The organism is Rhodococcus sp. ABRD24 (genome assembly GCF_004328705.1).
In the GTDB taxonomy this organism is placed as follows: Bacteria; Actinomycetota; Actinomycetes; order Mycobacteriales; family Mycobacteriaceae; genus Prescottella.
Genome location: NZ_CP035319.1, coordinates 1,408,633 through 1,429,270, shown reverse-complemented (window position 1 = coordinate 1,429,270; position 20,638 = coordinate 1,408,633). Strand labels below are relative to the sequence as shown.

At 66.9% G+C, this 20,638-nt stretch carries 17 protein-coding genes; 12 read left to right on the top strand and 5 right to left on the bottom strand.

The genetic code is table 11. The features are described 5' to 3' along the window. Positions 1-171: 171 nt before the first annotated feature. From ERC79_RS06275 to mftR, 3 genes are all read right to left on the bottom strand, one after another. Positions 172-1,227: a ferredoxin--NADP reductase gene (locus ERC79_RS06275; RefSeq protein WP_131576682.1), complete on the bottom strand. Its 1,056-nt coding sequence runs from the start codon at positions 1,225-1,227 to the stop codon at positions 172-174. 150 nt (positions 1,228-1,377) lie between these two features. Next, positions 1,378-2,190: a mycofactocin oligosaccharide methyltransferase MftM gene (mftM, locus tag ERC79_RS06270; RefSeq protein WP_131576681.1), complete on the bottom strand. Its 813-nt coding sequence runs from the start codon at positions 2,188-2,190 to the stop codon at positions 1,378-1,380. Beyond that, complete coding sequence (gene mftR / locus ERC79_RS06265; protein WP_131576679.1) at positions 2,187-2,813, bottom strand: mycofactocin system transcriptional regulator; 627 nt, start codon at positions 2,811-2,813, stop codon at positions 2,187-2,189. The genes mftM and mftR overlap by 4 nt, the downstream gene beginning before the upstream one ends. Before the next feature lie 124 nt (positions 2,814-2,937). Between mftR and mftA the strand changes: the two genes are divergently transcribed. From mftA to ERC79_RS06230, 7 genes are all read left to right on the top strand, one after another. Beyond that, positions 2,938-3,030: a mycofactocin precursor MftA gene (mftA, locus tag ERC79_RS06260; protein WP_131576678.1), complete on the top strand. Its 93-nt coding sequence runs from the start codon at positions 2,938-2,940 to the stop codon at positions 3,028-3,030. Between the two features lie 2 nt (positions 3,031-3,032). After that, positions 3,033-3,335 carry a mycofactocin biosynthesis chaperone MftB gene (gene mftB / locus ERC79_RS06255; RefSeq protein WP_131576677.1) on the top strand — a complete coding sequence of 101 codons (303 nt, stop codon included), beginning with the start codon at positions 3,033-3,035 and terminating at the stop codon, positions 3,333-3,335. A 61-nt stretch (positions 3,336-3,396) separates the two neighbouring features. Continuing rightward, complete coding sequence (gene mftC, locus ERC79_RS06250) at positions 3,397-4,617, top strand: mycofactocin radical SAM maturase (RefSeq protein ID WP_131576675.1); 1,221 nt, start codon at positions 3,397-3,399, stop codon at positions 4,615-4,617. A 35-nt stretch (positions 4,618-4,652) separates the two neighbouring features. Further along, complete coding sequence (gene mftD / locus ERC79_RS06245) at positions 4,653-5,831, top strand: pre-mycofactocin synthase MftD (RefSeq protein WP_131576674.1); 1,179 nt, start codon at positions 4,653-4,655, stop codon at positions 5,829-5,831. Positions 5,832-5,855: 24 nt separating this feature from the next. Next, positions 5,856-7,856, top strand: coding sequence for a mycofactocin system FadH/OYE family oxidoreductase 1 (locus ERC79_RS06240; RefSeq protein ID WP_131576672.1), 2,001 nt, complete (start codon positions 5,856-5,858; stop codon positions 7,854-7,856). A 10-nt stretch (positions 7,857-7,866) separates the two neighbouring features. Further along, positions 7,867-8,679, top strand: coding sequence for a mycofactocin-coupled SDR family oxidoreductase (locus ERC79_RS06235; protein ID WP_131576671.1), 813 nt, complete (start codon positions 7,867-7,869; stop codon positions 8,677-8,679). A gap of 47 nt (positions 8,680-8,726) precedes the next feature. Beyond that, on the top strand, positions 8,727-10,640 hold the full coding sequence (locus ERC79_RS06230; RefSeq protein ID WP_131580784.1) for a mycofactocin system FadH/OYE family oxidoreductase 2: 1,914 nt from the start codon (positions 8,727-8,729) through the stop codon (positions 10,638-10,640). A gap of 194 nt (positions 10,641-10,834) precedes the next feature. Here the strand turns inward: ERC79_RS06230 and ERC79_RS06225 are convergent, their stop codons facing one another. After that, entirely contained in the window at positions 10,835-11,317 is a 483-nt protein-coding gene (locus tag ERC79_RS06225) for a ricin-type beta-trefoil lectin domain protein (RefSeq protein ID WP_207390432.1), read from the bottom strand. A gap of 887 nt (positions 11,318-12,204) precedes the next feature. On the opposite strand from ERC79_RS06225, the gene mftE reads away from it, so the two are divergent. The 4 genes from mftE (at position 12,205) to ERC79_RS06205 (ending at position 17,201) form a co-directional block, all read left to right on the top strand. Beyond that, a complete protein-coding gene (mftE, locus tag ERC79_RS06220; RefSeq protein ID WP_131576670.1) occupies positions 12,205-12,897 on the top strand; it encodes a mycofactocin biosynthesis peptidyl-dipeptidase MftE in 693 nt (230 codons plus the stop codon). A 73-nt stretch (positions 12,898-12,970) separates the two neighbouring features. Continuing rightward, complete coding sequence (gene mftF / locus ERC79_RS06215; protein WP_131576668.1) at positions 12,971-14,368, top strand: mycofactocin biosynthesis glycosyltransferase MftF; 1,398 nt, start codon at positions 12,971-12,973, stop codon at positions 14,366-14,368. 2 nt (positions 14,369-14,370) lie between these two features. Continuing rightward, positions 14,371-15,852, top strand: coding sequence for a mycofactocin system GMC family oxidoreductase MftG (mftG, locus tag ERC79_RS06210; protein ID WP_131576667.1), 1,482 nt, complete (start codon positions 14,371-14,373; stop codon positions 15,850-15,852). A gap of 41 nt (positions 15,853-15,893) precedes the next feature. Next, positions 15,894-17,201 (top strand): GAF domain-containing protein, encoded by a 1,308-nt coding sequence (locus ERC79_RS06205; RefSeq protein ID WP_131576665.1) that lies wholly within the window; start codon positions 15,894-15,896, stop codon positions 17,199-17,201. Between the two features lie 15 nt (positions 17,202-17,216). On the opposite strand, the gene ERC79_RS06200 is transcribed toward ERC79_RS06205, so the two are convergent. Further along, entirely contained in the window at positions 17,217-18,824 is a 1,608-nt protein-coding gene (locus ERC79_RS06200) for an AMP-binding protein (RefSeq protein ID WP_131576664.1), read from the bottom strand. Between the two features lie 272 nt (positions 18,825-19,096). Between ERC79_RS06200 and adh the strand changes: the two genes are divergently transcribed. Beyond that, positions 19,097-20,620 carry an aldehyde dehydrogenase gene (gene adh / locus ERC79_RS06195; RefSeq protein WP_131576663.1) on the top strand — a complete coding sequence of 508 codons (1,524 nt, stop codon included), beginning with the start codon at positions 19,097-19,099 and terminating at the stop codon, positions 20,618-20,620. Positions 20,621-20,638: the final 18 nt, after the last annotated feature.

Below are 20,638 nucleotides of genomic sequence, written 5' to 3'. Positions count from 1 at the left end.
ATTGTGTCCTCATCTCAGTGTCACGCTGACTGACCGGCCGATCAATATGACCGGATTGCGCTCTCATCACAGGTTTGTGCAGATCAGGCCACAGTCCGTGGGTGGAGGTTCGACGAGAAGGGCCCGACTTCACCGGACGGTGGAATCGGGCCCTTCGGCGAGCTGGATGTGTCAGAACTCGATTTTGAGGCGGTCGCTCACCGGCTTGGCCTGGCAGCCCAGGATGTAGCCGTTGTCGATGTCCTCCTGATCGAGCACACCGGCGTGCTCCATGGAGACCTCGCCCTCGACGACGGTGCAGGCGCAGGAACCGCACTCGCCTTCCTGGCAGGAGTAGGGCACGTCCAGGCCCTTCGACAGCATGACGTCGACGAGGGTCTGCTTGCGCGGCCACGAGAAGCTGTGGGTCTCGCCGTCCAGTTCGACCTCGACGGTCGCGGCATCGGCGGCCTCCTCCTCGGAGACCTCCTCGAGCTCGACGTCCTTGAAAGGGTCGCCGGCGAGGGAGTTGAAGACCTCGGCATGGACCTGCGAACGGGGCATCCCTGCCTGGGCAAGAGCGGCGTGCACGGTGTCCATGAACGGGCCGGGGCCGCACATGAAGGCCTCGTGGGTGGCGAACGGCGCCGTGAGCGTCGCCAGCTGGGCGGGCGTCGGCAGGCCTTGCAGACTCTCGACCCAGTGAATGACCGTCAGCCGGTCGGCGAACTTGGCTGCCAGGTCGCGCAGCTCGGCCGCGAAGATCACCGAGTTCTCGTCGCGGTTGGCGTAGACGAGGACGACCTTGCCCTTGCCCTGCGTGAGCGCCGACTTGAGGATCGACATCACGGGGGTAATGCCACTACCGGCGCCGAACAGCAGGAAATCGTGCTCGAGGGACTTCGGCGTGAAGACGCCGGACGGCGGCAGGACCTCGATGGTGTCGCCGACCGAGATGTTGTCGCACAACCAGTTGGAGCCGTAGCCGCCCGCGGTCCGCTTGACGGTGACCTTGGGGGCGTCGTCGGTGAACGGCGAACTCGCGAGCGAGTAGCAGCGGGCGACCGACCCGGTGAGGTCGCTCGGGATGCGTAGTGTCAGGAACTGGCCGGGCTTGTATTCGAACTTGCTCGCGAGGTCCTCGGGGACGTCGAAGACCAGCGACCGCGAGTCGGGGGTCTCCTCGATCACCCCGGACACGGTGAGCACCGCGGATCGAGAGCTGTGCGGCACGTCGATAGTGGTCATGCGAACTCTGGTCCTCTCGTGGATCAGTTAGAACGTGTTCTAGTTTCAGCGTAGCAGCGTAGCGACGCTACCGGGGGATGGTAATTCTCCGATGCCGGACCGCGTGATCGGGAGCGTCGTCGAGTCCGGGTAACTGTGCTCGTCGAGAAGTCAGGCGTCGAGGATCAGCCACCCGCCGTGATGGTCGAAGACCTCGAACGGTCGGCCCGTCGATGCGCCGAGTTCGCGCAGCGCATCGGCATCGAAGGTGCGGACGTGCCCGTGGCAGGCGGTGGCCTCGTCCTCGTACGGGACCGCGATCACGACGCGCTCGCGGGCGATGCGCAGTGCCTCGTTGACCACGGCGGCGCCGGTTCCCGCGTCGACGTGCTCGAGTAGATGTATCGCGGTGACGGTGTCGGCGCTGTCGTCGGGCGCCGGGACGTTTGCCGCGTCGCAGACGAGCGTCTCGATCCGGGCGCCGAGACCCGGTGCGACGGCATCGAGCAGCGTCATCGTCCCGGGGAGGATGTCGGTGGCGGTCACCGGCACCCCCGCACGGGCCAGTCGCAGCGGCAGGAAGCCGAAGCACGAGCCCAGATCGAGGACGCTGCCACGGACCAGTTCGGCCGCCTGGTCGTGGATCGGGGCGAAGTCGGCGGTGCCGTCGAGGAGTTCGTCGAGAGAGTTGCGGTAGTACACCGTCCATGCCTCGAGTGGGTCGTGGATGGTCGAGCGCACCAGGCCCACCATCGTGAGTTCGAATTCGGTCTGGCCGAAGTCGGCATCGTCGATCGATGCCGTCACCTGGGCCACCAGGCGCTCGCTCAGGGCTTCGGGGCCGAGTGAGTGCCGCACGTGTAGCGCATCGGCGGTGCGGGTGAGGGCGATCGGGCCGGTGGGAACGCGCTCGACGGTGACGTGGTCGTGCGACCACAAGCCGGGGGCGCAAGGGGCAAGTGAATCGAGCGTCACGGCGGTCATCCTCGGTCGGTTGTCGGCGGGGGCAGTTCGGCAATGCCGGTGTGCAGGACGCGGCTGCCGTTGGAGAGTAGATCGATCAGGTCGAGGGACTCGTCGGTGAGCCATGTCTCGTAGGCCGCGATGGCGACGCCGAGCATCAGATAGCCGATGGTGCGGGGGAGCTGATCGCCGGGATCGAGGCCGAGGCGGGCCGCGACGTACTCGGCGATCACCTTACGCCACCCGTCGTACATCACCACCGAATATGCTTGCAGCGCCGGGACTTCGAAGATCAGTTTCATGCGCCGGCGGTGACCGGCCGCGACCTCTGGCGGAAAGGTATTGAACGCCAGCACCGCCGAGACGAGGCTGTCGAGCATGGACATGTCGTCCGGCATTTCCTCGAGCAATGTGCGCATCTCGGACAGGTGCGCGTCGAAATCGCCCCACGGGACGGCGTTCTTGGACGGGAAGTAGCGGAAGAACGTGCGTCGGGCGATCCCGGCGGCCTCGGCGATGTCGTCGACGCTGGTGTCGTCGAAGCCGCGGGTGGCGAACAAGTCGATGCCGACCGCAGCGATGCGGTCGCGTGTCGTGGTCGGCCGCCGGCCGATTCGCGACGACGGGTTCCTACGAGTTCGCACCTGTGTGGCCTCCTTCACTAGTCATTGTGCACCCGATGCCATTACAGTGGTGAGTCGAGTCACAGTGAAGCAGTCACTATGACCGCCGGCTCCGCTGTTGGGGTCCGATTTGGAGGAGGAATCGATGTCCGATCGCGAGAACGTCACCGAAGGCCAGCTCGTCGAGGAGTCCCTCGTGGAAGAGGTTTCCATCGACGGCATGTGCGGCGTGTACTGATCGTGTCCGAACCAGCCGCCGACAGCAGTTCGCCGGCCGGCGCGATCGATCTCGACGCGGCGTGGAAGCTGCACCCGCAGGTGGCGCTGCGCCCCGAACCTTTCGGGGCGCTGCTCTACCACTTCGGAACTCGCAAGCTCTCGTTCCTGAAGAACCGGACCATCGTCGAAATCGTCGAGTCCCTGCCGGAGCATCCGAATGTGGGGGCCGCCCTGCAAGCTCAGGGCATAGAGGCAGCAGCCTCCCGGCCATACCTGCGGGCACTGTCGACCCTCGCGGATTCGCACATGATCGTGCCGTCCTGATTTCTGCAGTTCCTTCACGTTCTGCACCCAACCAGACATCCCCGATATCGAGGACACAGCCATGACCTCAGTTCTCGAGCCGCCCGCGCCCCAGGTGGGTCGCCTCGTCGACCAGTTCGAACTCGGTCTCGACGCGCCGATCTGCCTGACGTGGGAGCTCACCTACGCGTGCAACCTGTCCTGCGTGCACTGCCTGTCGTCCTCGGGACGGCGGGACCCGCGGGAGCTTTCCACCGAGCAGTGCAAGTCGATCATCGACGAGCTGCAGCGCATGCAGGTCTTCTACGTCAACATCGGCGGCGGCGAGCCGACTGTGCGCTCCGACTTCTGGGAGCTCGTCGACTACGCCACCGAGCACCAGGTGGGCGTGAAGTTCTCCACCAACGGCGTGAAGATCGACAAGAAGGTCGCGCAGCGCCTCGCTTCGAGCGACTACGTGGACGTCCAGATCTCCCTCGATGGCGCGACTGCCGAGGTCAACGACGCCGTCCGCGGTCCTGGATCGTTCGCGATGGCGGTCCGTGCACTCGAGAACCTGGCAGAGGCCGGGTTCAAGGACGCCAAGATCTCCGTCGTCGTCACCCGGCAGAACGTGAGCCAGCTCGACGAGTTCAAGGAACTGGCCGACAAGTACGGTGCGACGCTGCGCATTACGCGACTGCGCCCGTCCGGTCGTGGAGCCGACGTGTGGGACGAGCTGCACCCGACTCAGGCGCAGCAGCGCGAGCTGTACAACTGGCTCGTCGCGAACGGTGAGGGTGTGCTCACGGGCGACTCGTTCTTCCACCTGTCGGCGTACGGCGATGCGCTACCGGGCCTGAACCTGTGCGGCGCCGGACGCGTGGTGTGCCTGATCGATCCGATCGGTGACGTCTATGCGTGCCCGTTCGCGATCCATGACCAGTTCCTCGCCGGAAACATCGTCTCCGACGGTGGATTCCAGCATGTGTGGCAGCATTCGGACCTGTTCCGGGACCTGCGGTCGCCGCAGACAGGTGGCGCGTGCGCCAAGTGCGACCACTACGACTCCTGCCGCGGCGGTTGCATGGCCGCGAAGTTCTTCACGGGTCTGCCGATGGACGGCCCGGACCCCGAATGCGTTCAGGGCTACGGGGAATCGGCGCTTGCCGCTGAGCGTAGCGTGCCGAAGTCCAGCCAGGACCATTCGCGAACCGGCATACGCGCCGAGCGGCGGACGCCGAAGGCACCGGTTCCGCTGACCCTGCTGACCCGTCCGCCGGCCAAGATCTGTGACGAAAATCCGCTCGCCGGAATGGCATAGACCGACAGCTTCCACTGCAGTACGAGAGGTTTGACATGGGCAAGAGTGCCTGGTTCGAGACGGTTGCCGAGGCTCAGCGGCGGGCGAAGAAACGCCTGCCCAAGTCGGTGTACGCGGCCCTGGTCGCCGGATCCGAGAAGGGCCTGACCGTCGACGACAACATCGCGGCATTCACCGAACTCGGGTTCGCGCCGCACGTGGCCGGGCTCGCCGGTGAGCGCGACCTCTCGACCACCGTGATGGGCCAGCCCATTTCGATGCCGGTGATGATCTCGCCGACGGGTGTGCAGGCCGTGCACCCGGACGGCGAGGTCGCGGTCGCGCGCGCCGCGGCGGCGCGGGGCACCGCGATCGGTCTCAGCTCGTTCGCGAGCAAGTCCATCGAGGAGGTGGCCGCGGCCAATCCGCAGACCTTCTTCCAGATGTACTGGGTGGGCGACCGCGACACGCTGCTCCAGCGCATGGAGCGGGCACGTGCGGCCGGGGCGACCGGGCTGATCATCACCCTGGACTGGTCGTTCTCCAACGGTCGTGACTGGGGTAGCCCGTCGATCCCGGAGAAGATGGACCTCAAGGCGATGTTCCAGTTCGCACCCGAGGGAATCACGCGTCCGAAGTGGTTGTGGGACTTCGCCAAGACGGGCAAGGTTCCGGATCTGACGACGCCGAACCTGGCGGCGCCGGGCCAGGCTCCTCCCACGTTCTTCGGTGCTTACGGTCAATGGATGGGTACACCGCTGCCCACGTGGGACGACGTCGCATGGCTGCGCGAGCAGTGGGGTGGGCCGTTCATGCTCAAGGGCGTCATGCGCGTCGACGACGCCAAGCGTGCCCTCGATGCGGGTTGTTCCGCGATCTCGGTGTCCAACCACGGTGGCAACAATCTCGACGGCACCCCGGCCCCGATTCGTGCCCTGCCGGCTGTTGCCGAAGCAGTGGGCGATCAGCTGGAAGTGCTGCTCGACGGTGGTATCCGGCGCGGTAGTGACGTCGTCAAGGCGCTGGCGCTCGGCGCCCGCGCCGTCATGATCGGCCGGGCGTACCTGTGGGGTCTGTCGGCTAACGGCCAGGCCGGTGTCGAGAATGTTCTCGACATTCTGCGCGGTGGTATCGATTCTGCGGTGCTGGGCTTGGGGCACAAGTCGGTTCACGATTTGAGTGCCGACGACCTGATCGTTCCTGAGGGATTCCGTCGCGACCTGGGCGTCGGCTAGAGCCCGCGCGTCGGATCAGGCGCGATGAGCGGCAACCTGACTGAGCAGTTCACCCTGGCCGGGCGTCACGCCCGGTCCCGGGTGCTGTTCGGTCCGCACGAGACCAACCTGGGTGACGGCCGCGCCCTGTCGCCCGGCCATGTCGCGTACTACGAGCGTCGTGCCCGTGGCGGCGCCGGTGTAGTGGTCACCGAGGTTGCATCGGTGCACGGTTCCGACTGGCCGTACGAGCGCGCGCCGTTGGCCGCGGAGTGTGGACCGGGCTGGCGGGACGTGGTCGCGGCGTGCCGCCCGCACGGGACGCTGGTGCTCGCAGGTCTCGGCCACACCGGGTTGCAGGGATCGAGCGCGTGGTCCCAGTCGGCGCTGTGGGCGCCGTCCCGGTTCCCGGATCCGGTCTCGCGGGAGCTGCCGATGGAGATGGAGCAGCCCGAGATCGCAGCGCTTGTACTGGGTTTCAGGGAAGCCGCGCGAGTTGCGGTGGCAGCCGACGTGGACGGTATCGAGCTCGACGCCGGAGTGTCCTCGCTACTGCGCCAGTTCCATTCCGGGATCACCAACCTGCGCGGCGACGAGTACGGAACCGACCGGTTGCGGCTCACGCGCGAGGTGATCGCTGCGGTCCGTGCAGAACTGGGCCCCGACCGAATCCTGTCGCTGCGGCTGAGTTGCGACGAAATGGCTCCCTGGGCCGGGGTGACGCCGGAGCAGGCCGCCGGGCAGGTGCGGGAGCTTGCAGATTTCGTGGATGTGTTGGTGGTGGTGCGGGGTGGTCCCTTCACGGTGCACGCCTATCGTCCCGACGCGCACACTGCGCCGGGTTTCAATGTCGAACTGTGTCGGGAGATGCGAGCCGCCGCCGATGGGCGTGTCCCGGTGGTGTTGCAGGGCAGCGTCGTTGGTGCCGATCAGGCGCAATGGGCACTGGACGACGGCGTTGCCGACCTGGTCGAGATGACCCGCGCTCAGATCGCGGACCCGGATCTCGTTCTCGCGGTTCACGATGGGAGTAGGCCGCGACCGTGCGTGCTCTGCAACCAGACGTGTTTGGTCCGCGATCCCCGAAACCCGATCGTCACATGTATCGGGAATCCGTCCGCCGGGCACGAGACCGTCGATCGGGAAATCACTCCGATCGAGCATCCGGCTTCGGCGCTCGTGGTGGGCGCAGGGCCCGCCGGACTCGAGGCCGCGCGGGTTCTCGCGCTGCGCGGGTTCCAGGTGACATTGTCGGAGAAGGGTGTTGGTCTCGGTGGAATGCTCCGGACCGCAGCTGCTGGAACGGGACGTGAGCGGCTGTCGCTGCTGGCAGGCTGGCTCGAGGCGGAGTGCCGACGGCTCGGCGTGCGGATCCGGACGAGTTGCGAGGTCGATGCGGCCGCACTCGACGTAGCCCGAGGCGCGGGGACCCTTGTCGTGTCGGCGACGGGTAGCAGTCCCCGTCCGGCGCCGTGCCCGGTAGGAGCCGGCGTGCAGAGTCTCGGCGCGGCTGCGGTGCTGTCCGGTGCCTCGCTCGAATCCGGACCGGTGCTGGTCCTCGATCCCGCCGGCGGCCCGGTCGCGGTGTCAGTCGCGCTGTGGTTGGCCGAGCGCGGCCGCGAGGTGGCGATCGTGACAGCCGATCAGCTGATCGGCTCCCGGCTCGGCCCCACCGGTGACCTCGTCGACGCCAATTCGCGAGTGCAGCGGGCGGGCGTCACCCGGTATCTGGCGTCGGTTGCGGTGTCGGCTGGTGCGGGAGAAGCGTTGCTGGAGAACCGTTTCACTGGAGTTCGCACACGGGTGCCGTGCGCTGTGCTGGTGTCCTGCGCGCATCCGCTGCCGAATGAGGAACTGGTCATCGAGGGTGCGCGCGTCGTGCGGGTCGGCGACTGTGTCGCGCCCCGGACCGCGCTCGAAGCTGTCCGCGAGGGCCACCTCGCGGCGCTGTCGGCGGTGCCGACGAGTTCAGCCGGGTCGGCGGTGCCGACGAGTTCAAAGGGGCCAGCGGCGCCACGGCGCCGATTCACGCCCGTCGACGGATAGGGAGATCATTGTGGGACAGCTGGATGGCAAGGTTGCGTTCATCACCGGTGCGGCCCGCGGGCAGGGCCGCACGCACGCGGTGCGGATGGCGCGGGAGGGTGCGTCGATCATTGCGGTGGACGTCTGCCGCAATGTGTCGGAGGACAATACGTACGACGCGGCAACGTCCGAGGACCTGGCGGAGACCATCCGCCTGGTGGAGGTGGAGGGTGCCAAGATCTACGCTCGCGAGGCTGACGTGCGGGACAGTGCCGCGCTGAAGGCGGTGGTGGATGCGGGTGTCGAGCAGTTCGGTCGGCTCGACATCGTCGTGGCCAACGCCGGCATCTGCAACTGGAACCGCTTCTGGGAGATGTCCGACGAGCAGTGGGAGACGCTGATCGACATCAACCTCACGGGCGCATTCAAGACGCTCAAGGCGGCGGTGCCGGCGATGATCGAGGGCGGCCGCGGCGGATCGATCATCGTCGTCAGCTCGGTCGCGGGGATGAAGGCGTTGCCGGGCCAGGCGCACTATGGGGCGTCCAAGTTCGGTTTGGTAGGCCTGACGCAGGCGGCGGCGAAGGAACTGGGCGAGTACAGGATTCGCGTCAACTCCATACATCCGTTTGGTGTCGACACCCAAATGGGAACCGATCAGGGCAGCCTCGTGATTCTGCAGAGGCACCCGCACTACGGGCCGAGCTTCGTGCCGATCCTCACCGAGAAGCCGATTGCCGACACCGACGATATCTCGGATGCGGTGCTGTGGCTGGCCGGCGATGGATCCAAGACGGTGACCGCGAGCCAGGTGGCGCTGGACCAGGGCAACACGAAGGTGTGACCGAGCACTATCCGTTGCTGTTCACCCCGCTCGGCCTGGGTCGTCAGATGCTGGCCAACCGGGTGGTGTTCTCCGCGCACCTGACGAACTATGCGCGCGGAGGACTGCCCACCGGCCAGCACGCCGCGTACTACGCGGCCCGGGCGGCGGGCGGGGCGGGGATGATCATCACCGAGGAGCAGTGCGTGCATCCCTCGGACTGGCCGTACGAGAAGGTGATTCACGGCTACCGTCCGGAGGTGGTCGACGGCTACCGCGGGATCACCGACGCCGTGCACGGCCACGGATCGGTGATCCTCGCGCAGCTCAACCACAATGGCGGCCAGGGCTCTGGGATGTATTCCCGTCGGCCGCTGTGGGCGCCGAGCCCGGTGCCGGACCCGCTGTTTCGGGAGGTGCCGAAGACGCTCGACCTCGGTGAGATCGCTGAGCTGATTGCCGGTTTCGCCACCGTCGCGCGGCACTGCCGGCGCGGTGGGTTCGACGGTGTCGAGTTGCAGGGTTCGCAGTCGTCGCTGATCCGCGGTTTCCTCGCGCCGCAGACCAACCTGCGCACCGATGGTTACGGGGGTTCGCTGGAGAATCGGGCGCGGTTCCTGCTGGAAGTGATCACTGCCGTGCGAGACGCGATCGGCCCGGATCTGATTCTGGGCGTGCGGCTCTCGGGTGATGAGCAGGTGACCGGCGGTATCGTCCTCGACGACGCGGTCGCCGTCGCGCGCCTGGTGGAAGCGTCGGGTGCGGTGGACTATCTCAACACGACGATGGGTATGGCCACCGAGACTCTGCACTTGGTGGAGCCGTCGATGGCGACTCCGCGCGGCTACGCCCTGCACATCGCTGACGCGATCCGCCGGAACGTGAGCTTGCCCGTAGTGGGCGTCGGACGGCTCAAGGGACCGGACGAGGCCGAGCAGGCACTGGCCGCCGGGCGGTGCGATCTGATCGGTGTGGTGCGCGGCCAGATCGCCGATCCCGACTTCGTGGCCAAGGCGCGGCGAGGTATTGCCGACGAGATCCGGACCTGCCTGTCGTGCAATCAGGAGTGCGTCGGCCGAATGGGACTGGGCCGCTGGCTCGGGTGTCTCGAGAATCCTCGTGCCGGTAGGGAATCGGTGGTACTGCCGGAGCCTCGCATGCCGGGGCGCCGGGTCGTTGTGGTCGGTGGCGGGCCAGGCGGTCTGTCGGCGGCGGCCACCGCGGCGGAACGTGGGCACTCCGTCACGCTGTACGAACGCGCCAACGTATTGGGTGGTCAGATCCGGGTGGCGGCGTCCGCTGCGGGACGTGGCGAACTCGGGGACCTGGTGCGCAATCTCGCCGGGGAGTGCGAGCGCCGGGGTGTGTGGATCGAGACGGGCGTCGACATCGGGGCGGAGACGCTGCGAGAGCTGGCGCCGGATGTCGTGGTGATCGCGACCGGGGCACGTCCCGTGCTCCCGTGGTGGGTGGGGGAGTGCGATCGGGTGGTGCATGCCCGCGACGTCCTCGAAGGTCGGGCAGCCCCGGCGGGCCGCGTGCTCGTGGTCGACGAGTTGGGATTCCATCAGGGGACGTCGGTCGCGGAGACGATGGCGGCGCGTGGTTGCGCGGTCACCATCTGTACTCCCGGCATGGTCGTCGGGCAGGACCTGGGCATCACCCTGGACATGGAGGGCTGGCAGCGTCGGGCGCACCGCGCGGGAATCGAGCAGTGGACCGAGCTCGTCGTCAGTGGCTCGTTCGAAGATGCCGGGCGCGTGCGAGTCACGCTCGAGAACCACGCGACCGGGGTCAGCCGAGACGAGGTGTTCGATTGGGTGGTCTGCGCGATCCACCAGGAACCGGAAGATTCACTGTGGAAGACGTTGTCGCACAGCGATTCGGTGCGCTTCGAGGTCTACCGGGTGGGGGACGCGGTCACACCGCGACGCTCGCACGCCGCGGTGCTCGAAGGGCACCGCGTGGCCGTAGCGCTGTAGTTCCCGCGTTCACGCCGCGTTTGGTCCGGCGCGGTTGTGGGCTGGGATGGGTTTCTTGTAAGGGTCGACCGATGTAGGTGGGGTGTATGCAGGGAGCGGTGGTCTCGTACGTGCCTGCCTCTTGTGAAGGCGTGGCGACAGCAAGTCCTCGGGGTTCACGCACGCCCGATTCGGGCGCCCCTAGTGCGGCATTCCTACAGCCACTTCTGGTACGAGCCGCCGTTGCCGCCCATGGTGTAGACGGTGCCGATACCGTTGCTGTCCAGGAAGCGGCCCGTCGCCACGTTCTGCAGCGTGCCGGAAGTGCCGTTCCAGACCCACGTCCACTGCTGGTTCGCACCTCCGTTGCAGGGGTACGGGTAGACGGTGCCGATAGCGTTGCTATCCAGGCACAGGGTCGTCCTCATGTTCCTCAGGGCGGTGGCACCGGGTCGGGCGGAAATCAACCAGTTCTGGTTCAGACCGCCATTGCAGTCGTGGGTGTAGATAGTGACGGAGTTGCCGTCGAGGCATTTACTTGTCGCCAGGTTCTTGAATGTGACCAAGTTGGGCAGCGTCGGCCCCGGGGAGTCGGCGCCGGCGATACCTGCGGAACCGAGGGCGAGGCAGGCGGCCGCCGCCAGGCCGAAGGCTGGCCGGCCGATCCAAGAAAGCTTCCGCGAACCGGTCATCGTCATTTATTTCTCCTTCATACGGAAAATTTGGTGTGTTCCCGTGCACCTTCTCATGATTAATGAAGGAAAGAAGGACAATTGGGCGCGCTCTTTTTTGGAAGGAGTATTTATTCAATTTGCTGATAGTCGAACGCGGCTATGGTATTTAGCCTGATTTTCCCATCAGGCCAGCGTGACCTGGGCCCGAGAGATCGGGACCGCCCCCCTTGATGCCCGGTCCGCCCCGCCTAGCACGCGCGGGTGGTGTGTCGATGCTGGCCGATGTGGATGTATTCCAGCCATTCGCCGAACCGTTCGCGAATGAGGCGTTTCGCACCTGTCGATTCATCGTGAGGAGAACGCGTTGTTTGAAGGTGCAGGGCGCCGGGGTGCGTGAGATCGCTCGCGTGCTGGGGCGAGATCTGTCGACCATCGGACGGGAGTGCGCGGCGACGACAATGTGGTTGCCGGTCCTGTTACACGCGAGTGGAAGGCTGGAACAAGCCGCATCGGGGCTACAGGGTGTGGGTGACGGCGTGGAGTCCGGAACAGATTTCCCGCAGGCTCGTCCCGTGCATGAAGAACGGGCCTGTACATGCCGATGACGGGGTAGTGGCGACGGCCGATGCTCTCACGCAGTCGATTACGGCGCTGCCTACCCAACTGCATGGCTCCGTCACCGGGGGTCGCGGCAAGGAATTCGCCGGTCACGCTCGCTGGCCTCACTGACGCCACGGAGGTGAATGCTCATGTCGCTGACCCGAAGAGTCCGTGGCAGCGCGGCGCCAACCACTAGTCTCTACACGAGCCTCCGCAGCTCGCCGGAGCCACACATTTAGTTCTGCATCGAACTCGGCCCGGTTTACTCGTCGCCGGCGTCCGCGTGGGGCCGACCCGCATACAATTGACCGATGCCCGATCGGCCTGACCTCGCCCCGGCTCCGTGGCCCGACATCAGCCGCGACGAGCTGACCGTCGCGGTCCCGGTCGGTTCGCTCGAGCAGCACGGCCCCCACCTGCCGCTGGACACCGACACCCGGATCGCGTCGGCGGTGGCGCGTTCACTCGACGGCGTGATCGTGGCGCCGGCCATCGAGTACGGCGCGAGCGGCGAGCACGAGGGCTTCCCCGGGACCATTTCGCTGGGTTCGGAGGTGCTGGAGATGCTCCTGGTCGAGTACGGCCGCTCGACCTGTCTGTGGGCTCGGCGGGTGGTGTTCGTCAACGGTCACGGGGGCAACGGGCCGGCGCTCGCCAAGGCAGTCACGCTCCTGCGGTACGAGGGACGCGATGCGGCCTGGCTGCCGTGCGCCGTGCCGGGGGCCGACGCGCATGCCGGCCGAACCGAAACATCGCTGCTGCTGCATCTTTCGCCGGGTGACGTGCACATGGGGCAGGCCGAGAAGGGCAACACGACGCCGATCGCCGAGCTGATGCCGCAATTGCGCGCGGGCGGAATGCTCGCCGCGACAACGAACGGCATCCTCGGGGACCCGACAGGCTCCTCCGCTGCGGAGGGTGCGCAGCTGTTCGGGGGCATGGTTGGGCGGGCCGACGCTGCTGTTTCCCGGTGGACAGTGGGCCCCGACGGGCGGCTCGGATGACCGCTCGCGGTATTAGTCCTGGTTTTTTGCAACAAGTTCTGCTTGCTGTGGCCCATGCCCTTACCATCGTCTGATGCACCACGCTCGACTGCCCGACGGGTTCGGTATCCGAATCGATCCCCGGGTACGCGCATACTCGGGGGGCCGGGTCCTCATCGGCGGTTCACCCATGCGCATGCTCAAGCTCGCGCCCAGCGCCGTGGAGATGATCGGCGACGGATACCTCGAGGTCGTGGACGCCCAGACTGCGGTGGTGGCGCGCCGCTTACTCGACTCGGGAGTCGCGAATCCGCGCCCGATGAGCACGCCTTCGCCGCACGAGGTCACGGTCGTCGTGCCGCTGCGCGACAATGTGGAGGGCATCGCTCGTCTCGTCCCGGCTTTGCGCGGGCTCGAGGTCATCGTTGTCGACGACGGTTCGTCCACCCCGCTCGAGTTGCCGGACCTGTTCGACGCCGCGGCACACGTGACGCTGTTGCGGCATGAGAACCCTCGAGGTCCTGCCGCAGCACGGAACACCGGATTACGTTCGGCGCAAACACCTTTCGTCGCCTTCCTGGACTCGGACGTGGTGCCGCGAACCGGCTGGCTGGAACGGATGCTCGGGCACTTCAGTGATCCCGCGGTAGCGCTCGTCGCGCCTAGGATCGTTGCGCTCGAGCCGGAGGGGTCGATGCTGGCCCGCTATGAGCACGCGCGGTCGTCGCTGGACCTGGGGCGCAAGGAGGCTGCGGTCCGTTCCGGCAGCCCCGTCTCGTATGTGCCGAGCGCGGCGATGCTGGTGCGCCGCGAAGTGCTCGTAGAAGCCGGTGGATTCGACGAGTCCATGCATGTCGCGGAGGACGTCGACCTGTGCTGGCGCCTGCAGGAGTCCGGGTGGCGCCTGCGGTACGAACCGGTCGCGCACGTTGCGCACGATCACCGGGTCTCGTTCGGCCGCTGGTTCACCCGCAGGCGGTTCTACGGCACCGGCGCGGCGCCGCTCGCGGCCCGGCACGAGGGAATGGTGCCGCCGATCGCGATGTCGAAGTGGACGCTGTTCGCGCTGCTCGCCGCCGCCACGTGCACGCGGATCGGTCTGCTCGGCGGCGTCGCGGCGCTCGGGGTGACGGTGCTGCGGCTGCGGCGGATCTTCGTCGAGCTGGATCAGCCGACCCGCATCGCGGCGATCCTCGCGACCCGCGGCTTCGTCGGCGGCGCGTGGCAGTTGGCGTCGGCGGTGTGCCGCCATTACTGGCCGATCACCCTGTTGGCCGTCCTGGCCTCCCGCCGGATCCGGCGGCTGACATTGGTGATCGGGGTTGCCGAGGGCATCGCCGACTGGTCGACGCACCGTGAGGCAGGCGGGCTGGGCCCGGTGCGGCACACGGTGTTCAAGCGCCTCGACGATCTTGCGTACGGTGCGGGACTGTGGCAGGGCGCGATCCGGGCCCGCGATCTTCGCGCGCTCGAGCCTCGTATCGGCAACTGACGGTGGTCCAGCCACCGGCCGACCTCGAGGACACCGCAGATGTCGTGGTGGTTGGCGGCGGCTCGTGCGGTAGCGTGCTCGCCGGCCGGCTCAGTGAGAACCCGGACCGATCGGTGATGCTGGTGGAATCGGGGCCGGGACATCGCATCCCGGCGGAGTTCCCGCCGGAGCTCGCCGATGCCGGGATCCTGCCCGTCGGACCCGGTAGCGGGTGGATCTGGCCTTATCCGGTGGAACTGACTGTGGGCCGGGCCGGATGGATCGCCCGCGGGCGGGTGCTCGGGGGATCGGGCGCGGTCAACGGCGGCTACTTCGTCCGGGCCGGAGTCGGCGATTTCGACCACTGGCCGGCGTCGTGGTCGTACGAGAATGTGCTGCCGTACTTCCGGGCGATCGAGACCGATGCCGATTTCGCGGGTCCCTGGCACGGTGACGCTGGGCCGATCCCGGTCCGGCGGGAACCTGCGGAACGCTGGCATCCGGTCAGTGCGGCGTTCGCCGAGGCCGCCCGCGATGCCGGGCACCATGACGACCCCGACAAGAATGCGCCGGGATCGCATGGAATTGGCCCGGTGCCCTTGAACATTCGAGACGGGGTCCGGGTCGGGCCGGCGTCGGCGTACCTGCTGCCGCATCTGGATCGGCCCAACCTGGCGGTCCGTCCGGACAGCACCGTCACCCGGGTGCTGTTCTCCGAGGGGTCGGTCACGGGAGTCGAGGTGGCCACCGGCGACACGGTGCGGATGATCCGGGCAGGCGCTGTGATCCTGACTGCGGGTGCTATCGCCACTCCGCACCTGCTGATGCTCTCCGGGATCGGCGACGCCGAGCATCTGACGGGGCTCGGCATTGCCGTGGTCGCGGACCTGCCTGCCGTGGGCTCGGACTTCAGCGATCACCCCGAGGTGGTGCTGCCGTATCGCTACAGACGACCGGTCGCCCGCACCACCCGCACGCCCGCGCTGCAGGTGACTCTCAACACCGATGAGATCGAAATGCGTCCGTATACAGCATCTTTCGGTGATCTGATACCGGGATCCGGCATCGGTAAGCCGTGTCTCGGAGTGGTGCTGATGAAGCCGCGCAGCCGAGGCGAGATCCGCCTCGCGTCGGCCGATCCGCGCGATGCGCCCCGGGTGTCGTACCGCTACCTCGAGTCGGTCGAGGACAGGAAGGCGCTCAGCTCCGCAGTGGGCCATGCGGCCGAGCTGATGCACGCCGGACCGATGAGCCGGCTGCTCGACCCGGAGCCGGTCGAGCTTTCCGGCGAGTGGCTGGCCGATCGCCTGGGCACGTCGCTGCACCTGTCGGGTAGCTGCCGTATGGGAACAGACGACAGGACATCGGTGGTCGACGACCGCTGCCGTGTGCACGGGGTCGACGGTCTGTTCGTTGCCGACACCTCGATCCTGCCGGCGGTACCCAGCCGCGGACCGCACGCCACCGCTGTGATGGTCGCAGAGCGTGCCAGCACCTTTCTGTGAGGCGCGTTACAGTTGGCTCCTGGGGTTGATGGAGGGCGTCGATGGCAGATCAGGAACCCGGCTCCCGCAATCCGTGGATTGCGGTGCGGCCCGGCGACGACCTCTCGGCGCTTGCCGCGCGCACTTCCTCTGCGCATCAGTTGTTCGTCGAGTCGGCGGGGGGCGCCGACGCGGCCGTGCGGTCGGTGGTGCGGGATTCGTGGCTGCGTAGCCGCGGGAGCGGGGTGAGCCCGGATCTCGTCGATGACGAGGTGGCGTTCGACGGGGTAGCGCTCGAGGAGTACCGGGCCGCCCATCCGCTGTCGGCGATTCGCCCCGTGGTGCGAAGGCTGCTGGTCGCGGACGCTGCGGACACCGGGCTGCTCGTTGCGATCAGCGATGCCCACGGCCGTTTGCTGTGGGTCGAGGGCGACTCGTCTGCAAAGGACCGGGCCTTGCGGATGAACTTCGTCGAGGGCGCCGACTGGAGCGAGGGCCGGGTGGGCACCAATGCGCCGGGCACTGCTCTCGCACTGGACCACAGCGTGCAGATCTTCGCGGCGGAGCACTTCAATCGAGCCGTCCACGAATGGAGTTGCTCGGCCGCACCGATCCACGATCCGTCGACGGGGCGGATCATCGGCGCGCTCGACATCACCGGAGGACCTCGTGTCGCGGTGCCGGAGGCTCTTTCCCTTGTCCGAGCCACCGTCGCTGCCGCCGAGGCCGAACTGCGGCTACAGGCCTTGATGACACCACATCCACCGGCAACCTCGGTTCCCCGGCTAGAGGTGCTCTGTACGGGGCGCCCGGCTCTGGTCGTCGAGGGTGACCGGCAGGAGTTGTCGCGGCGACACGCCGAAATCTTGCTGCTGCTCTCGGAGCACCCCGAGGGACTCACTGCCGATCACCTCGCCGTGCTGCTCGACGAGTCGGAACTGGACGCGGTCACGGTACGTGCGGAGATGTCCCGTCTGCGAAAGGTTTTCGGTGCCGATCGCCTGGGTTCACGGCCGTACCGACTGCTCGCGCCGCTGGACTCCGACGTCGGCGACGTGCGGTCGTTGCTCGATCGCGGCGATCTCGAGTCGGCGCTGCACCTGTACTGCGGTCCGGTCCTCGCGGGCTCGGATGCGCCCGGTGTCGAGGATGTCCGGGAGGAACTGCGCACACGGGTGCAGGCGACGGTCCTACGCGGCGGGGATGTCCGCCTCCTCGCATCGTGGACCAGTTCGATTCACGGCCGCCAGGATCGCGACGCCTGGCTCGCGTACCTGTCGACGCTCGACCGTGGTTCGTCGTTGCACGCTCAGGTGGAGGCTCACCTGCGCCTTCTCGATCGCCGATTCGGAACGGGTGCGGGACGCTGACGTCCCGCACCGAACCTACGACGACGCGACCGCGGTCGCCCAGCGATAATCGGCCTTTCCCGCGGGGGTGCGCTTGACCTCGTCGACGATCACCACTGATCGCGGGACCTTGTATCCCGCCAACGTCTTTCGGCAGTGCTCCTGGATGTCTTCCAGTGTCAGCGGCCCGGCGTCGGGATAGGTCGCGATCACCGCCGCGACCTGCTGGCCCATACGTTCGTCGGGAACCGGCACCACCAGTGCGTCGGAGATGGAGGGGTGCGCGTGGAGGGCTGCCTCGACCTCCTCGGCAAAGACCTTCTCCCCGCCGGTATTGATGCACTGTGAGCCGCGCCCGAGGAACACGATGGTCCCGTCGGGCTCCACCGTGCCCATGTCGCCGAGCACCGAGATGCGGGTGCCGTCGGCGCGGGTGGGGAAGGTTCGGGCGGTCTTCTCCTCGTCCTTGTAGTAGCCGAGGGGGACGTTCCCGATGCGGGCGATGTATCCCACCTGACCGGTGCCCGGCGGGATTTCGTCGAGCCGTTCGTCGACCAGGATCATGTTGGGAGACGGCGGCATCCGCAGGTTGCCGGACTCGTCGATCGTGAACGCGCCGTCGTTCCCGGATTCCGAGGCGCCGAAGTTGTCACGCAGGAGCAGCTCGGGTTTGACCGCGAGCATCCGCTCTCGCACGCTGAGGGACCAGAGCGCTCCGCCCGACGTGATCGAGAACAGCGAGCTCAGGTCGACCTCGTCCTTGCGGCGTTCCATCTCGTCCACCAGTGGCAGCCCCATGCCGTCGCCGACGATGAGGATCACCTGCAGTGACTCCTTCTCGATCGCCTCGACGACCTTCCGCGGGTCGAAGTCACGCATGAGCACCACTCGGGCGCCGAGGGTGAAGAAGGTGAACAGTGAGTAGAGGGCGGCGCCGTGCATCAGGGGTGCAGCGATCAGGAAGGCAAGTTCGGGGAATTCCTTTGCTGCAGAGGCAATCTCGGCCAGATCCTGCCGTGCACCCTCCCCGTAGGGGTTGCCGCCGGACAGCGGCTTGCGGAAGAAGTCGTCATGGCGCCACATGACGCCCTTCGGGTACCCGGTGGTGCCACCGGTGTAGAGCACGTACAGTTCGTCGCCGCTGCGAGAATCGAACTCCGAGGTCGGCGACAGCTCGCGAGCATCCGAGAAGGACGCCACGGTGATCGACCGTGCCTCGGCCGCGGCGCGCAGTTCCTCGGTGGTGTCTCCGACGACGATCACTGCCCGGATCAGCGGGCAGCTGTCGAGGAGCCCCGCGAGGGTGCGCTGGTGCTCGGGGAGTTCGACGACCACCGCGACCGAGTCCGAGTTGGTGAGGATGTATGCGAGTTCAGCCGGGGTGTACCGGTAGTTGACGTTGATCGGCACGGCGCGGATCTTAATCAACCCCAGGATCGAGGTGACGTGCTCGACGCTGTTCTTGAGGAACAGCGACACATGGTCGCCCGCAGCGATCCCGGCCCGGGTGAGTAGCTGGGCGGCCCTGTTGGCCTCGGCGTCCAGCTCGGTGTACGTCAGGTGCTCGCCCTCGTAGGTGAGCGCAACGCGGTCGGGCACCGCCGCCGCGACGGTTTCGAAGACATCCGCCAGGTTGAACTGCATCAGCAATTCCTTCCAGAACAGTGACTCGGTCGATGAACGCCTTCCACCTCTGGCCTGCACGATAACCAGCGAACTGCCAGTTTTGTCGCGATTTCCACCATTTCGGTGCGTGCAGCAGGGCGGGGGCGATAGCCGCGTCCGTTCGTCCGTCGCGCAGTTGTGACCTCTTCCGCAACGTAGTTGCAACGTTGACCTGCCTAGTGTCCTGAATCACATCTCGTGCGTGACTGTGACGGCACAGTCAGCACAGACAGCACCGACAGGAGTCTTCGATGAGCGTGTATGCCCGCCCCGGTTCACCCGACGCCCTGATGTCCTTCGAATCGCGGTACGACAACTGGATCGGCGGCGAGTGGGTCGCGCCGGTGAAGGGGCAGTACTTCGAGAACCCGACCCCGGTCACCGGAAAGACGTTCTGCGAGGTGGCACGGTCGACGGCCGAGGACATCGAACTCGCGCTCGATGCCGCCCACGCTGCCGCTCCTGCCTGGGGCAAGACGTCGGTGGCCGAGCGCGCGGTGATTCTCAACAAGATCGCCGACCGGATGGAAGCCAATCTCGAGCAGATCGCGCTCGCCGAGTCGTGGGACAACGGCAAGCCGATCCGTGAGACGCTCAACGCGGACATCCCGCTCGCGATCGATCACTTCCGCTACTTTGCCGGTGCGATCCGTGCGCAGGAGGGCTCGCTGTCGGAGATCAACTCCGACACCGTCGCATATCACTTCCACGAGCCGCTCGGTGTTGTCGGACAGATCATTCCGTGGAACTTCCCGATCCTGATGGCCGTGTGGAAACTGGCGCCGGCTCTGGCCGCCGGAAATGCGGTCGTCCTCAAGCCGGCGGAGCAGACCCCGGCATCGATCCTGCACCTGATCGGCATCATCGGCGACCTGTTGCCTGCAGGCGTGCTCAACATCGTCAACGGGTTCGGCACCGAGGCCGGCAAGCCGCTCGCGTCGAGCCCGAGGATCCGCAAGATCGCGTTCACCGGTGAGACCACCACGGGCCGGTTGATCATGCAGTACGCATCGCAGAACCTGATCCCGGTGACGCTCGAGCTCGGCGGTAAGAGCCCCAACGTCTTCTTCTCGGACGTCCTCGCCGTCGCCGACGACTACCAGGACAAGGCCCTCGAGGGCTTCACGATGTTCGCGCTCAACCAGGGCGAGGTGTGCACGTGCCCGTCGCGTGCGCTGATCCAGAAGGACATCTTCGACGACTTCCTCGCGCTCGCGGCGGTCCGCACCAAGGCCGTGCGCCAGGGGGATCCGCTCGACACCGAGACGATGATCGGCGCGCAGGCGTCGAACGACCAGCTCGAGAAGATCCTGTCGTACATCGAGATCGGCAAGAACGAGGGCGCACGCGTGATCACCGGTGGTGAGCGCGCCGAACTGGGCGGCGACCTGTCCGGCGGCTACTACGTGCAGCCGACGATCTTCACCGGCGACAACAGCATGCGGATCTTCCAGGAGGAGATCTTCGGTCCGGTCGTGTCGGTGACGTCGTTCGCCGACTACGACGACGCCATCGCGATCGCCAACGACACCCTCTACGGTCTCGGCGCCGGCGTGTGGTCGCGCGACGGTGGCGTCGCCTACCGGGCCGGACGCGACATCCAGGCCGGACGGGTGTGGACCAACACGTACCACCAGTACCCCGCGCACGCGGCGTTCGGTGGGTACAAGCAGTCCGGTATCGGCCGCGAGAACCACCACATGATGCTCGATCACTACCAGCAAACAAAGAACCTGCTCGTGAGCTACGCGCCCAAGGCTCAGGGCTTCTTCTGATCCAGCAGGAAACTTGCG